Here is a 15,304-nt window from a genome sequence, read left to right as displayed (position 1 = left end):
ACCCGAACGGCGGTTGCGTCACCAGACCGGCAATCCCGGACAGTCTAGGAGGAACACGTGTCCAACCCGATCGATGTCGGATCAGTACTGGGCGGCCGCTACAAGGTCACCGCCACAGTGTTGGCCTCGCACGACCACGATCTGGTGCTGGACGGTGTGGACCAGGTCCTCAACCGCCCGGTCAGTATCCTGGTAGCCGGACCGGAAAACACCGAACAGGTTGCCCAGAGTGCCCGCGAAGTCGCCACGGGCGAACGCCCCGGCACCGTGCAGGTACTGGACCTTGGCGTCACCGAGGACGCCACCTACCTCATCACCAACCACACTTCTGCCGCAGACCTGCTGGACCTGGCAGTGGCGCCCAACCCGCCCTATGTGGAACCGTTCTTCACGGACACCCTGGGCAGTGAGATCTTCGGCCAGCCGCGGTCGCACGAACCCGAGCCGTACGACGAGGAAGACCACGTCGACGCCGGATACATCAACTACGCCGATGCGCACCCCAGCCAGGTTGATCCCTACCGTTCCGCTCCCGCAGTACCGCCTAGGCCTCCTGCCCGCCCCGAGTCCCAGCAGCCCGCTGCGCCCGGACGCAACGGCGCAGCCGCTGCGGGTTCCGGTAAAGGTTCCGGTGTCGGGACCGCCGCTGCCGGTGGGGCCGCTGCCGGTGGTGCGGGTGCTGCAGGTGCGGCCGCTGCTGGTGCGGCGGCTGCTGGTGCGGCGGCCTCGAAGGCGGGTGGCGGGGCCTCCCGGATCGATCCGGATGCCACTGCCGCACAGCCTGTCGCCCCTCATGACCCATCCCTGCAGGCGCGCGCCGGCTCCGCGGACGCAGATACGGGTCCCAACGATACGGCTGCCACGAGCACACCCCAGCCGCGGGTCCAGCCCTCCGAAGAGGACCGCACGCCAAAGGTTTCCCTGTGGTCCGATGACGACTATGCGCAGGCAGAGGACAAGGACCACTACGAGGACACTCACGAATCCCCGCGGGAACAGCCTCCCGCAACGGGCAAGCCGGCCTTCTTCGCCCGTGCGGCGGCACCCGCTGCCGCCGGCGTGGCGTTCGCCGACCGTGACGATGACGACGATGACCGTGATGAGTCCGAAAACCAGCCCCGTTCAATGCGCTGGTTGGTTGGCGGCCTCCTGGCCGTCGTGCTGATCGCAGGCCTGATCTTCGCCGTAACCAACCTCGGCAGCCTCTTCACCTCCGAGCCGCAGGCCAAGCCGACAGCCGCCCCGGCGACCACCAGTTCCCAGGCGTCAGCACCTGCAACGCAGGCAGCACCGTCTGCCCCGCCTGCAGTTCCTCCGGCCATCGAGAGTGTCAGCCGGCAGGGGAACTTCGACTTTGCCGCAACCTTCGACCGCGATCTGGTCAAGGCCTACGACGGCAACGCCGCCAGCTACTGGTCCGACATGGAATTCGCCACCGAGAACTGGGGTGGCTTGGCGCCGCAGGGCGTTCCCCTCGTGGTGAAGCTCAAGGGGACTGCCACTGTCTCTTCCATCACGCTCTCCCAGCTTGGCGGGTCGGGCGGCAACATCACCGTCTACACCAATGACCGGCCTTCCATGGACGGAGCCAAGGCGGTAGGAACCAACAGCTTCACCTCCACTGACCTGAACATGCCGCTCCCGGAACCGGTCCAGGCACAGTACGTGATTGTCTCCATCAATTCACTCCCCAAGCTGGCGGCTCCCAAGACCCGCTACGGCTACGGCCTCCGGTTGGCGGAGATCAAGGTCCAGTAGCAAAGATCTCACCAGCAAGGGCCGTAACACGCGTCGTTACGGCCCTGGGTGTTACTGCTGCTGTTACTGCTGCCCGCCGCGCAGCCGCAACGGGAAGGTAGTCTGGAAAAAGCGCCCTGTGACGGCTGGTCTCCCGTCTTCCCCGATGGTTCACCTTGCCCGGGCGCTGGAATATTCAGCACGCGCGCACAGTTGTGCCATGTGGCCGGCCTCCACCGGGAGGCGAGTCGAACAAGGAAGAGGTTCACGGTCCAGTGACCATCGAAGAGAAGACGGCGTCCGACGTTCGCGACGTCATCATTGTGGGCTCAGGCCCGGCGGGCTACACGGCAGCCGTCTATACAGCCCGGGCGAACCTCAAGCCTCTGCTGCTAGCAGGATCGGTCACCGCCGGCGGTGAGTTGATGAACACCACCGACGTGGAAAACTACCCCGGCTTTCCTGAAGGGATCATGGGGCCGGACCTCATGGAAAACTTCGAGAAGCAGGCGGCGCGCTTCGGGACCGAGATTCAGTTTGAGGACGTCACTGCACTGGAGCTCGAGGGTCCGGTCAAGACAGTGACCATCGCCACGGGGGAGACCTTCCAGGCGAAAGCCGTCATCCTCTCCACTGGCTCTGCCTACAGGGAACTTGGTCTGCCTAACGAGAAGCGTCTCTCGGGCCATGGTGTTAGCTGGTGTGCAACCTGCGATGGTTTCTTTTTCAAGGACCGGGACATTGCGGTTATCGGCGGCGGTGACTCGGCCATGGAAGAGGCCCTGTTCCTCACCAAGTTCGCGAAATCAGTAACGGTTGTCCACCGCCGTGATTCGCTGAAGGCCTCCAAAATCATGGCGGACCGCGCACTCGCCCACGAGAAGATCAAGTTCGTCTGGAACAGCACCGTGGACGATGTCCTGGGAACCGATAAAGTGAGAGGTCTTCGGTTGAAGAACCTGTTGGATGGTTCGCTCTCGGAGCTCGCAGTCACCGGTGTCTTCGTCGCTATCGGCAATGATCCCCGTACCGACCTCGTCAAGGATGTCCTCGAGTTGACCCCCGAGGGAACCATCGCCGTGGAAGGTCGCAGTTCCAGGACAAGCCTCCCCGGCGTATTCGCAGCAGGTGATGTCGTGGACCCCACGTACCGTCAGGCCATCACTGCTTCCGGTTCCGGCTGCGTGGCGGCCATTGACGTCGAACACTACCTCGCAGACCTGCCGGCATAATCTGCGCCCATTGATATCCGAAGAGAAAGATAAGGTTATGAGCAACGCTAAAGATGTAACTGACGCAAGTTTCGGCAACGACGTCCTGTCCGCCGATAAGCCGGTAATCGTGGATTTCTGGGCCGAGTGGTGCGGTCCCTGCCGCAAGCTCGGCCCCATTCTGGACGAAATCTCTGTCGAGTACAGCGAAAAGGTGGACGTCGTCAAAGTAAATGTTGATGACAACCCTGCCATTGCCGCTGAATACGGAATCACCTCTATCCCGGCCGTCTACCTCTTTCAGGGCGGCGAAGTGAAAAGCACTGTCATCGGTGCCAAGCCGAAGCAGTTCTTTGAGAAGGAATTCTCTGACGTTCTTTCGTAAGTGATTGACCCTGGTACGAAGCAGGGGAGTGTGACATAGAAGAATGGCCACCGCCCCGCAGCGGTGGCCATTCTTGTTTCTGCCATGCGCGCGCTCGGTTGCCAGTGATGTTTCACGTGAAACTAGCGCGGCCTTTAGCCTTCTCCCTACTTCGAGTTGGCAGAACCTGTGTTTCTCGTCCGAGCTAAGGCCACCAACACGGTCAATGGGGAACGGGCGCTGCCTGGGGTGAAGAATGGGATGAGTGTCAGCCCCATCCGACCCCGGGAAACTAGCCGAAGGATCAAGGCAAGTGGCACGAGCTACTCAGATTCTCGATCGATATCTACTCCGGCCGCGCTACTACGTGGCCTGCGGTTGGTTTTGCCGGGCTAAAGCTCCAACAAAGCGATCGGGGATGGCATCGCTGTCGGAATGGTTTCACGTGAAACAATGCCCACCGCGTCCAATCGGAACGGGGAGCCGGTCCGCTCTGTAGCTCGTGGTTCGCAAGGCATGCTCCGTGAGAATGATAAGAAGAGGACACAAAGGGAAAGCACCCTAATCCACGGTCAGCTGCCCATCAAGCCAGTGTACAGGCAATTGCGGTTCGGCATGCCACACGCATAGGCTCGAAACCATGGGCCTCGGCAAGCCAGGGAGTCCCGGGCTAGCGCCGCTGGCTGGCCATGGAGGTAGCGGACGCGTGGGGATGACTATTTCAGCCGCTGCTCCGCAACGTTGTCCGGCACACCTTTTACCGCCTGACGTGGGTGCCTTGGCTGTCCGGGAACCTGCGGTGGACCAAAGTCGATGTGGAGGAAATCGAGACGACGGAGGATCTATGCCGACAACTCTCTTTTATGGAGACCACGGACTGCTGCAGTGTCTTGACGCGCCAGGAAACGTCGTGCCTACGATGCTGGGCGCAGCCGAATTCGGCAGGGACCAAGGCCACTCCACATACTCTTTCAGCCATTGATGCGGAGGTTGTCCCATGAACTTCCCCACGGCCAATAGCCAATTCTAAGTGGACAGTTGGCATGCACAGTCTGACGTGCGGTAAGCGATGAAGGGCTTGGCGCCAGCAAGCCATAGTCCGCGCGGATGCCGAGGCGTTTGGGGGAGGACGTCCTCCTGGCCTCGACGTTTGCCTCTGTGCTTCGTCAGCGCGCTACCCGCCATCCCGATCATCGGCCGTTTCACGTGAAACATCGACGCCTAACGACATGTTTCACGTGAAACGCTCGCGATGGATTGTAGCGCCGATACGGCGGAGCCCAAGCGCCTTCCCTCAGCGGCCACCCACCACAGGCTATACCAATAGCTCCCGGCAACCCCATGGGGAAGAAGGACATGCCCACTTCCAAGCGGGGCACGTCATGAAATTCCGCATAAGGACAACCCTGCGCGGTGCAATGACGAGGGGTATGTCTTTTCCGCAACACACATACCGGTGCGGGCAAAGGCGCGAGATCTGCAGCTAAGAAGGAAGCTTGCAGGATCCCGCGGCCCTCAGCTGATCTATGACACGAGGGTCTCAGGGCAAGGCCAGCACTGCTGACGCCGATTGAATGAATAGAGGTTTGGAGGCCGCTACATGATCCCGCCATCCGTCCAGAGGGATATGCGGGTCTTCCCAGGGACGTGCAATGAAGCTCGACGCTTCTCGAACTGTAGGCTTCGGGATGGTCCTTTAGGATCAAGGACGCATCTACCGGTATCCCCTAGCCGGCCCCGTCCACTTCGAAGGAGCACCGACTATGGCCGGGATGGCAATCCATATCCACACCGTTATCCACACTGCAGCGTAAAGATGTCCACAGACTTATCCACATACTGCCGCAGCAGGCCGTCATTGTGGCTACGTTGAAGCTTTGGCAGAAATCCGAACAGCACCAGACACTCGGTGGACAGTGGAAGACGTTGCTCGGTGATCAGTGCCACACCAATTGGTCACCTCAACCTATTCCGGCCCGAGAAACGCCCATTTGCGGTTGCGTCGAAGCCGAGGAGCACCCTGCGCTGTGCCTGCAATCGCGTTTCACGTGAAACGTCGCGTCGGTTGGAACATCACGGAGTACCCGCACGCGACAGCGCTGCGCTCATAGCGGCCGAGGGCGGTCGGTCCTTTGACGCGTGCGTTGGGTGTTATGCACATCCTTGTCCACAGCACTATCCACAGGGATATCCACTGGTGACATTGCACACGCGTCCGGCGCTTCGGGGTGCTCGCATACTCATGAACGCATGTCCAGGGAGGGGAACCAGACGTTGCGTCCCCTAAACCCACCGACAATCTTCTACAGCTGCGTCCGCTGCTTTCAAGCCCGGACCTGATGAGGTCGACGCCGCCCACGGGAGATCAGGCCGAAGCACACTAGCACCAACTACGCCGTTGGCTGCTCACTGGACAGAGTCACTACCACCTCCCTGCCCTCTGCGCCTCGCAGTTCGATTACGCGGTGGACCGATGCAAACGAAGGTGTCGCTGCACGACGCAGCCACTTGGCTGCCACAGTCGCCGGACATGGCGCATACCCGGCGAGGAATCATGCTCTGCTGCCACACGACCGCCAACCGCGGTCCCACCGCAAGCGAAGGTCTCGCACCATCGAGGCCAGCTGCCGGCCCAACACCTTTATCAGGGGCTGCTAAACCAGGGGACAGGCGAATGGATGAGCAAACCTTCTGTGGCTGGGATGTAAGAGAGCACGACAAGCGCCGGACAAGCCGAGAGCTATAGTCGCGATGGAATCAAGTGCATCAAGCTACTGAGAAAATCTTCCTTGCCCACCAAGCAATCCCTCCCGTTCAAGATCACCATCGCAGTACACGCCGTTTCACGTGAAACAATTGCCAGTCCCGACGAACGCGCCACCGATTGCTTCGGCTATCGCAAGTGTGGAAAGCCGCTCTCGGCATCGTCGTTTCACGTGAAACGAGAGTCTGCGGGCCGGATTCGCCGGGCGCCGGTATCTTTGCCGGTACCAGCGCCCGCGCCGCGGTGATCATCGTCAGTAAAGGCCCACATCTCTTCTGGCTCTGCGGCAAGCCGTAAATCGATCCTACGAACGTGCCATAGCCGATCATTCGGACCCCGGTCATCTGCACCTCGGGCGCAGAGGTGAGTCGGCTTAGTGATTACTTGTACCAACAGGACCTGAGCATCAGTGTAGATCCAAGGGAATCGCGGACACGTCGGAGCACAGCGTCGGGAACAACAGCCCCGTCACACGGAGGCGGGAAGTTCTCCAGTGCCCGTCCCCTTCAGCCACACATGTCATCGACTGCCAAACCTGCGCCAGTTAGTTAGCCCGCAGGACCCTCAATCGCCTCCGTATGCACCTGGTGCGCCCGGGAGCGCTATGTCGCCCTGGCCCTGCGAGTAGGTGTTAGAACGGCGCGCACGCCTGTGAGAAGGCAAGAATAGATGCAGCATTCGCAGCGCGGGCAGAAGATGAAGGCTGTGTGGGGCGTATTTGCGATACAGATGAAGTCTTGGTCAAGCCCCTTGCCGAAGCATCAATACGCCGAGGCCCGTTCTGATTTGGGTACCAGCACGGACTGATCCCATCGGCTTGGCCAAATGCCGGGGAATGACACATCGATCCCGCTGCCGCCGTCTGCCTGGGGTGTCCAGGACATTGGTTTCACGTGAAACAGGAACCACACACGTTGGTCCTAGCGGGCTGCTCTGGACTGCAACTATAGAGGCGTGACCATAAAGCAGGCCGTAAATCCATCATAGGGGATGGTCAAGCTCTGATATGAAGAGGCCGCGCAGGTATAAGATCAGTGCCGACGGCCACGGAAGCGGCAGTGAGGACCGCTCATTGGCCAAAGCGAGGCATTCTGAACGCACCCGTTGTCTAGTTGAGGCTGCCCGATAGAGCCTGGAACCCAAAGGTTCCACGGACGAAGACGCGTAGTTGACCAAGGTTTCGTTGTTCGACACGGATGCCGGCCCAAGGAACTACACGAGCGTGGCAAGAACACGACACCAGCGGCACTCGGACGGGCTTGGTGACAACACCAAAAGAAAAAGACCCGATTCATAATGAATCGGGTCTTTCGCGGGGGAGTTAGTTGGTGGAACCAGGTGCAAGTACATCCATGATTCGGTTTAGGTCCTCGACGCTGGCAAACTCAATGCTGACTTTCCCCTTCCTCACCCCGAGGGAAATCTTGACATTGGTATCAAGGCGGTCAGAGAGCGATGATGCGAGGTAGTCCAGGCGCTCATGCCGTGCACCGGGCCTCGGAATGTTGTTCTTTGCCGGCTTGGCAGGATCCTGGTAGAGGGTCACCGCCTCCTCCGTGGCGCGGACAGACATCCCCTCGGCAACAATCTTCTGCGCAAGACGCTCCATGGCAGCAGCATCCGGTAGGGAGAGCAAAGCCCGGGCGTGGCCCGCTGACAGCACACCTGCAGCAACACGCCGCTGCACCAGCGGCGGAAGCTTCAACAGCCGGAGCGTGTTCGATACCTGGGGACGGGAACGCCCGATGCGGTCTGCCAGCTGCTCATGGGTGGTGCCGAAGTCCTCCAGGAGTTGCTGGTAGGCAGCAGCCTCTTCGAGGGGATTCAGCTGGCTGCGGTGAAGGTTCTCAAGCAGCGCATCCCGCAGGAGATCGTCATCCGTCGTATCGCGGATGATGGCAGGAATGGTATCCAGCCCCGCTGCCTGCACGGCGCGCCAGCGGCGCTCACCCATGACAAGTTCGTACGGTTCACTATCGTTTTCGGTTGATGTGCGAACAACAATCGGCTGTAGGACACCGATCTCGCGGACAGAGTGCACCAGCTCAGCCATGTCATCTTCATCGAAGACATTTCGGGGCTGTTTGCGGTTCGGATGGATATCGGACACGGGAATCTCTGCGAACCGCGCACCGGGAACCTCCACCAGCTCAACGCCGGAGTCTGACCGCGTGTCCGCAGGGTCGGTCTTGGCAGGCTTCCGGTTCTCTGCCGCAGGAGCCCCGTTCACCTCGGTGGCAGCGGCGGATTCCACGTCAGGGGAGGGTTCAGGCTTCTCCTTGGAGCCCGCAGTGGCCTTCCTGGCAGGAGCCTTCTTCGCCGGAGCCTCATCAACTGCAGGAGCGGACTTCTTATCGTTACTAGTCTTGTCCGAATCCGGCTTGGCAGAAGCTGCTTCAGCTGCGGACGACGGTCGCGTCCCCGCGGCAGCGACGTCCTTGTCCTGTACGTTGGCGCTGTTGACTGCAGGTTCTTCCAGCGGCTCGGTCTTCTTACGGCCTTCCGGAAAGAACAAATCCACAGGCCGGGATACCGCACCACCGTTGCCGGCCCCATTAGTTGCGGCGGAACTCGGAATCAGCGCGCCAAGACCGCGGCCTAGGCCCCGTCGCTTCTCGCTCATGGGTAAATCCCTCCAGTGGTAGAGCCCCGGACCAGCCTGGCTCCGTGCGTTGCGGTAATGAAGATTTTAGCGTTCCGCTATTTCAGCAGCGGCTTCCAGGTAGGACAGTGCACCACTCGAGGACGGATCGTATGTCATGACCGTCTGCTGGTAACTGGGCGCCTCAGAAATGCGCACCGACCGCGGAACCACGGCCGAAAGAACCTGGTCGGGGAAGTGCTGCCGTACCTCCGCAGCGACTTGTGCCGCAAGGTTGGTGCGGCCGTCATACATCGTCAGAAGGATGGTGGAAACAACGAGGTCAGCGTTGAGGTGCTTCTGGATCATCTCGATGTTCTTGAGGAGCTGGCTCAGGCCTTCCAAGGCGTAGTACTCGCACTGGATGGGAATCAGCACTTCACTGGCTGCACAGAACGCGTTGACCGTCAGCAGGCCCAGGCTGGGCGGGCAGTCAATGAACACGTAGTCCAGGCGCTCTTCACCGTTCTTCTCGCGGGTCTTCGCGTAGACGTCGATAGCGCGGCGCAAGCGCTGTTCGCGGGCCACGAGCGACACCAGTTCGATCTCGGCACCCGCAAGGTGGATGGTGGCCGGGGCGCAGATGAGCTTCCCTATATCGGGGCACGGGGCAACAACATCGGCCAGCGGGACGTCATTGATCAAAACATCGTAGATGCTGTCCACGTCGGCATGGTGTTCGATTCCCAACGCGGTGGAAGCGTTGCCCTGCGGGTCGATATCGATAACCAGAACGTTCAGTCCAGCCGCCGCCAGTGCCGCGGCAATGTTCACGGTTGTGGTGGTCTTGCCGACGCCGCCCTTTTGGTTTGAAACGGTGAAGATCCGCGTTTTATCGGGCCGGGGCAGTTGGCGGCCCACCAGCCGTTCGCGGCGCTTGGTCTCGTGTGCAAGTTCGCGCGCGATGGGGCTTGAGTCATCAATGGCATCAATAACGTTTGAACGAGCGCCAGAGGTTGTTTCACGTGAAACTGCTCCAGCAGAGGCGGCTGAACCAACCGTTTTAGGGTGATTTCCGCCGCGTCCGGGAGCCATGGCACTCCCCGCCAACCCCGACCCAGCGACAGAACGTGCCGACCCCAAAGACACAAACGGTGGGATCCGTTGTGCGGAGGCTTCACTACTGGTCACTGGGGCACACTCACTCTCGTTCAGCCAATTTTGCTGCCGTTGTCTAGCCTAACCGCTCCGGCCTGCTGACAGCCGTCAGCAGGCCCGCATTAGGACTTCTTTTGGGACTTGTTCACCACGATGCGGACCACCGTGGTGGGCTCCTCCAGGAGATGGTCGCCGACGGTCAGCACGGAGGTCTCGACACCACCCAGCTTGCGGATGGTCTTGGCCGCCTTTTCGATCTCCTCGCCCGCACTCCGGCCCTTGATGGCCACCACTTCACCGTGGCCGCCAAGAAGCGGGATGGTCAGGCCGGCAAGGTTGGACAAAGCGGATACGGCCCGGGCCGTCACCACGTCAGCCTCCACCTGCCCGACCGCCAGCTCAGCACGAGTGCGCATCACGGTGACATTGTCCAGGCCGAGATCATCGACCACTTCCTGGAGCCAGATCACGCGGCGCTCCAGCGGTTCGATGAGCGTCAGCTCAAGGTCGGGACGGGCGATGGCAAGGCAAAGCCCCGGCAGTCCGGCGCCGCTTCCGACGTCGGCAACGTGGCTTCCCTGGGCAATCTCGCTTTCAATGACAGCACAATTGAGCACGTGGCGGCTCCACAGGCGCGGAACCTCACGCGGCCCAATCAGGCCGCGCTCCGTCCCGGACGTGGCCAGGTGCTCCACGTAGCGCTTGGCCAGTTCCAGGCGGTCGCCGAAGATCTTCTCAGCAGCGCGAAGCTCTGCTGCCGTGATGTCAACCATGGTTATCGGGTCAGCATTCTCTAGTCTGCGGAAACAACAATGTGGCGTCCGGCGCCTTCGCCCTCGGACTCACTCACGAAGCCGAGGTCGGCTACGGCGTCGTGCACGATCTTGCGTTCGTAGGCGCTCATCGGTTCCAGCGCCACAGACTTGCCGGTCTCCTTGACAGACGCTGCAGCATCCTCGGCGATCTTCTGCAGATGGCCGGTGCGTTCCTGCCGGTAGCCGTTGATGTCCAGGACAAGCCGGGAACGGTTCTCCGTGGCGGACAGGACAGCCAGCCGGGTGAGCTCCTGGAGGGCCTCAAGGACCTCGCCGTCTTCGCCAACCAGGCCTTCGAGCCCAACGGACTCCTCTTCGGCCACGATGGAGATGTACGTCCTGCCGTTGCGGACCTCAATGTCGATGTCGCCGTCGATGTCGGCGATGTCCAGCAGTTCCTCCAGGTAGTCTGCAGCCACGTCCCCCTCTTCCTCGAGGCGGCTGGCGGCGGAGCCCTTGGGGGACGAAGCATCCTGGTTCACGGACTCGTCCTGATCTTCGATCTCTTCAGAGAAGGCGTGCTCGGTGCTCTCGGCTGACATTACTTCTTCTTCCTGTTCTTGCGCTGGGGCTGGACGCGCTGTCCCTTGATCTCAACTGCGGAGGAGCCAGCGGTGTCGGCTGCTTCGTCCCGCTTGCCGGTAAGGACGGACAGGGCCGGCAGGCCCTTGGCGGCACGGCGTTCGGCGAGGGCCTTGGCTGCGGGGGATCCCGGCGTCGGCATGCGGCGGATGACGAAGAACTGCTGGCCCATGGTCCAGAGGTTAGTGGTGGTCCAGTAGATGAGGACACCGATGGGGAAGTTGATGCCACCCACGCCGAAGACGAGGGGCAGGATGTAGAGCATCATCTTCTGCTGGCGCATGAAGGGGCTGGCCATGGCCTCTTCGGACATGTTCTTTGCCATGATCTGCTTCTGGGTGATGAACTGCGACGCCGTCATGGCCAGGATCATGATGATCGAGAGGATCCACACAGCAACCTGGTTACCGCCGCCACCATGCAACAGGGATGCGGAGAGTGGGGCGCCGAAAATGCTGGATTCATCGAACTGCACCACCTGCTCGTGGCTCATGGCACCGATGCCTGCACCAGTCTGGCGCGCTGCAGTGATTCCTGACAACACCTGGAACAGTGCGAAGAAGAACGGCATCTGGATCAGCATGGGCAGGCAGGCCGAGAACGGGTTGGTCCCGTGCTTCTTGTACATGGCCATCTGTTCCTGGGCCATGGCCTGGCGGGACAGTTGGTCGGTCTTGCCCTTGTACTTGTCCTGGAGCTTCTTCAGGTCCGGCTGCAGCAGCTGCATGCCACGCTGGGCCTTGATTTGCTTGACGAATACCGGAATCAGTGCGGCACGGATCACCAGCACGAGTCCAATGATGGACAGCGTCCAGGTCCAGCCGTTCGCAGCAGGCATCCCGATGGCGCTCAGGCCATCGTGGAATCCGATCATGATGATGGAAACCAGCCACTTGAACGGGGCCATGATTGTTCCAAAGAAGTCCATACTTATCCCTATTCGTCAGGCCGCACTGCGGCCTTCTTCATCAGTCCGAGCAATCAGGTACCTGTCCGGATTGTTCAGCACAACAATTTTGGGGGTCTGGCCTGCGGGCCATTCCCTGTGGCCGGCGGGGACGTGGTCCACTCCGCCGGCGTTCCATGGATGGCAGTGGCCCAGGCGCCGGACCGCGAGCCAGCTGCCCTTGACGGCTCCATGGACGGTGACCGCTTCAAGGGCATAGGCCGAGCATGAAGGGAAGAATCGGCAGACCGGCCCGTACAAGGGAGAAACCACCTTGCGGTAAGCCATCAGCAGAAGGATGAGGATGTTCCGGGGCAGGTTCCAGAAGAACCTCCCGACGGCGGCGGCCAGGTTGCGGAAAAGGGCGACGACGGCGGTGGCGTTAGGCACGCGTTGTCCCCTTCTGTGTTGTACCGGCTGAACCTGTCGCGGCAGCCCGTGGAGGGCGGCCAGCCAGCCGGTTCAGCGTAGATTCCAGTGCAGCGTTGTAGTCCGACAACAGCTGGTCCCAACTGGCGGACGCGGACGCCGGAAGCGCCCGGACCACGATAGCCAGTCCCGTACGGTGCTCGCCCAAGGAGGCAGCAGCTGCTTCTCTCAGTCTCCTCTTAACGAGGTTCCTGACCACAGCGTTCCCTACACTTTTGGAAACAATGAACCCGATCCGGCTGGGTTCGTCGGCAGCAATGGCTGCCGCATATAACACTACGTTCCGGCGCCCATTGCGGACACCGGAACGTACAGTTGTTGAAAAATCGGTTGAGGTCCTCAAGCGGTTGCGGGCGGCCAGCACCTTAAACTCGCAAAGGGATGTCTACCGACAAGCCAGTTATTTAGGCCGACAGTTCGGTGCGGCCCTTGCCACGACGGGCTGCCAGGATGGCACGGCCGGCACGGGTACGCATACGAAGGCGGAAGCCGTGCTTCTTGGCTCGACGGCGGTTATTCGGCTGAAAAGTCCGCTTGCTCACGTTAGTTACTCCAGTGGATCAAAGGTGCGCCCACCCGATCAGTATGGGGAAGAACTGGCCGACGCTAAGTTTTGTATATGCACGCTTCCCCCGGCTGCCCTGACGCACTGCGCCTGGGGAGTTCAGATGGGGCCAAAAAGCGGACACAAAGGACTTCACAACGTTAGGGCAATTTACGGCCCCGAGTCAAACCCGAAGGGTCCTCCCGGGCTGTCCCCAGCTGTGCCTAAGTATCCCCAACAGCCTGTGGATGAAGTGGCTCACAGGGCCGTTTGAAGAACCACACTGGTGTAATTATCCACAGCCGGATCCCCAGCTATCTTCTAGGCTTTTCATCCCCTAGAGTGTCCCAGTAGCCGATTATCCACGCACTGTGCATAACCCTGTGGATTAAGTGGGGCCAGCACCCTGGTTCCGGACTTGGGCTGCAGGCAATGCAGGCAAAGCAAGTTTTGAGGGAACCGATTGATGACAGTAGACGAAGCCAACCACGCCAATACTGTCGGAAGTTCCTGGCGCCGGGTTGTCAGCCTGCTGGAACAGGACCACCGTGTATCCCCACGCCAAAGGGGCTTTGTCATCCTCGCCCAGGCACAGGGCCTCATCGGTTCCACCCTCCTGGTTGCCGTCCCCAACGAACTCACCAGGGAAGTGCTGCAGACCCAGGTCAAGGACGCCCTGGACGATGCCCTGCACAACGTGTTCTCCGAGGACATCCGCTGCGCGATCGACGTCGACACCGATCTGGTTCCCATCCACGAAGAGCCCGAGCCCGTCGTCGAACCGGCTTACGCGCCTGACCAGCTGATCGAGCAGAAGCCGCAACCCATGCTGCCCAGCACTTCGCATGAATTCGGCCGGCTGAACCCCAAATACGTCTTCGATACCTTCGTGATCGGTTCCTCGAACCGCTTTGCGCACGCCGCCGCCGTCGCCGTCGCCGAAGCGCCGGCCAAGGCCTACAACCCGCTGTTCATCTACGGTGACTCCGGGCTGGGCAAGACCCACCTGCTGCACGCGATCGGCCACTACGCCCGGCGGCTCTACAGCGGAATCCGGGTCCGCTACGTCAACTCCGAAGAATTCACCAACGACTTCATCAACTCCATCCGTGATGACGAGGGCGCCAGCTTCAAGACCACGTACCGGAATGTGGATGTGCTGCTCATTGATGACATCCAGTTCCTGGCCGGCAAGGACCGGACGCTGGAGGAGTTCTTCCACACCTTCAACTCGCTGCATAACAACAACAAGCAGGTGGTTATCACCTCGGACCAGCCGCCCAAGCTGCTGGCAGGCTTCGAAGACCGCATGAAGTCCCGGTTCGAATGGGGCCTGCTGACAGACATCCAGCCGCCGGAACTCGAAACCCGTATCGCCATCCTCCGCAAGAAGGCGCTGAGCGAGGGCTTGTCGGCACCGGATGATGCCCTGGAGTACATCGCTTCCAAGATTTCAAGCAACATCCGCGAACTTGAAGGCGCGCTGATCCGGGTGACGGCCTTCGCAAGCCTGAACCGCCAGCCCGTGGATGTAGCCCTTGCGGAGATGGTCCTGAAGGATCTGATCACCGACGACGGCGCACAGGAGATCACATCCGCCCAGATCCTCCAGCAGACCGCTGACTACTTCAAGCTCAGCATGGAAGAACTGTGCAGCAAGTCCCGGACCCGGACGCTGGTTACCGCACGGCAGATCGCCATGTACCTCTGCCGGGAGCTGACTGACATGTCGCTTCCCAAGATCGGACAGGAACTTGGCGGCCGCGACCACACCACCGTGATCCACGCTGACCGCAAGATCCGCGAGCTGATGGCCGAGCGCCGTGTGATCTACAACCAGGTGACAGAGCTGACCAACCGGATCAAGCAGCAGCAGCGGGACTCCTGAATCCACATTGCGGCCGCCGCTCTATACCTTATTAACAGGAGCATGTGGATAAGCCTGTGGATACTTAAGGGGACAAGCGCGGTTAATGGGCTTAAAACCCTTAAGGCACCTGTGGATCGTTAAAAACCGTCCTTCACGTTGTCCCCATCCACACCCTGTTTAAAACCCAGTTAACGCACACTCCGTGAACAGGGCTTAACCGCGGAACGGTGGGGCAGGACCGGGTTATCCACAGTTTCCACAGCAGTTATTAACACTACGAATCCCAAAAAATTGAATTCCCTC

General features: G+C 60.7%; 12 protein-coding genes. 4 read left to right on the top strand and 8 right to left on the bottom strand.

Going from position 1 to position 15,304, the window contains the following annotated elements:
* The first annotated feature begins 57 nt into the window (after positions 1-57).
* From ACR65K_RS11590 to trxA, 3 genes are all read left to right on the top strand, one after another.
* A complete protein-coding gene (locus ACR65K_RS11590) occupies positions 58-1,758 on the top strand; it encodes a discoidin domain-containing protein (RefSeq protein ID WP_440152927.1) in 1,701 nt (566 codons plus the stop codon).
* Between the two features lie 254 nt (positions 1,759-2,012).
* Entirely contained in the window at positions 2,013-2,969 is a 957-nt protein-coding gene (gene trxB, locus ACR65K_RS11585) for a thioredoxin-disulfide reductase (RefSeq protein WP_440152926.1), read from the top strand.
* 37 nt (positions 2,970-3,006) lie between these two features.
* Positions 3,007-3,333, top strand: coding sequence for a thioredoxin (trxA, locus tag ACR65K_RS11580; protein WP_440152925.1), 327 nt, complete (start codon positions 3,007-3,009; stop codon positions 3,331-3,333).
* A gap of 4,064 nt (positions 3,334-7,397) precedes the next feature.
* Here trxA and ACR65K_RS11575 read toward each other — a convergent pair.
* The 8 genes from ACR65K_RS11575 to rpmH all read right to left on the bottom strand — a co-directional run bounded on the left by ACR65K_RS11575 (position 7,398) and on the right by rpmH (position 13,129).
* Positions 7,398-8,699, bottom strand: coding sequence for a ParB/RepB/Spo0J family partition protein (locus tag ACR65K_RS11575; RefSeq protein ID WP_440152923.1), 1,302 nt, complete (start codon positions 8,697-8,699; stop codon positions 7,398-7,400).
* A 66-nt stretch (positions 8,700-8,765) separates the two neighbouring features.
* A complete protein-coding gene (locus ACR65K_RS11570) occupies positions 8,766-9,848 on the bottom strand; it encodes a ParA family protein (protein ID WP_440152922.1) in 1,083 nt (360 codons plus the stop codon).
* Positions 9,849-9,937: 89 nt separating this feature from the next.
* Positions 9,938-10,588 (bottom strand): 16S rRNA (guanine(527)-N(7))-methyltransferase RsmG, encoded by a 651-nt coding sequence (rsmG, locus tag ACR65K_RS11565; RefSeq protein WP_440152921.1) that lies wholly within the window; start codon positions 10,586-10,588, stop codon positions 9,938-9,940.
* A 20-nt stretch (positions 10,589-10,608) separates the two neighbouring features.
* Entirely contained in the window at positions 10,609-11,172 is a 564-nt protein-coding gene (locus ACR65K_RS11560; protein ID WP_056335998.1) for a Jag family protein, read from the bottom strand.
* Entirely contained in the window at positions 11,172-12,140 is a 969-nt protein-coding gene (gene yidC / locus ACR65K_RS11555) for a membrane protein insertase YidC (protein ID WP_056336001.1), read from the bottom strand. Before yidC ends, ACR65K_RS11560 begins: the two co-directional genes overlap by 1 nt.
* A gap of 15 nt (positions 12,141-12,155) precedes the next feature.
* Entirely contained in the window at positions 12,156-12,548 is a 393-nt protein-coding gene (gene yidD, locus ACR65K_RS11550) for a membrane protein insertion efficiency factor YidD (protein ID WP_440152920.1), read from the bottom strand.
* The gene (gene rnpA / locus ACR65K_RS11545) at positions 12,541-12,951 is read right to left on the bottom strand and encodes a ribonuclease P protein component (protein ID WP_082566806.1); all 411 of its coding nucleotides are present in this window, start codon (positions 12,949-12,951) and stop codon (positions 12,541-12,543) included. The genes yidD and rnpA overlap by 8 nt, the downstream gene beginning before the upstream one ends.
* Positions 12,952-12,991: 40 nt before the next feature.
* Positions 12,992-13,129 (bottom strand): 50S ribosomal protein L34, encoded by a 138-nt coding sequence (rpmH, locus tag ACR65K_RS11540; RefSeq protein ID WP_003800212.1) that lies wholly within the window; start codon positions 13,127-13,129, stop codon positions 12,992-12,994.
* Between the two features lie 468 nt (positions 13,130-13,597).
* On the opposite strand from rpmH, the gene dnaA reads away from it, so the two are divergent.
* A complete protein-coding gene (gene dnaA / locus ACR65K_RS11535; protein WP_018769876.1) occupies positions 13,598-15,019 on the top strand; it encodes a chromosomal replication initiator protein DnaA in 1,422 nt (473 codons plus the stop codon).
* Positions 15,020-15,304 lie beyond the last annotated feature (285 nt).

Source organism: Arthrobacter sp. SAFR-179 (assembly GCF_059414945.1).
This window is presented reverse-complemented; position numbering and strand designations above follow the sequence as displayed.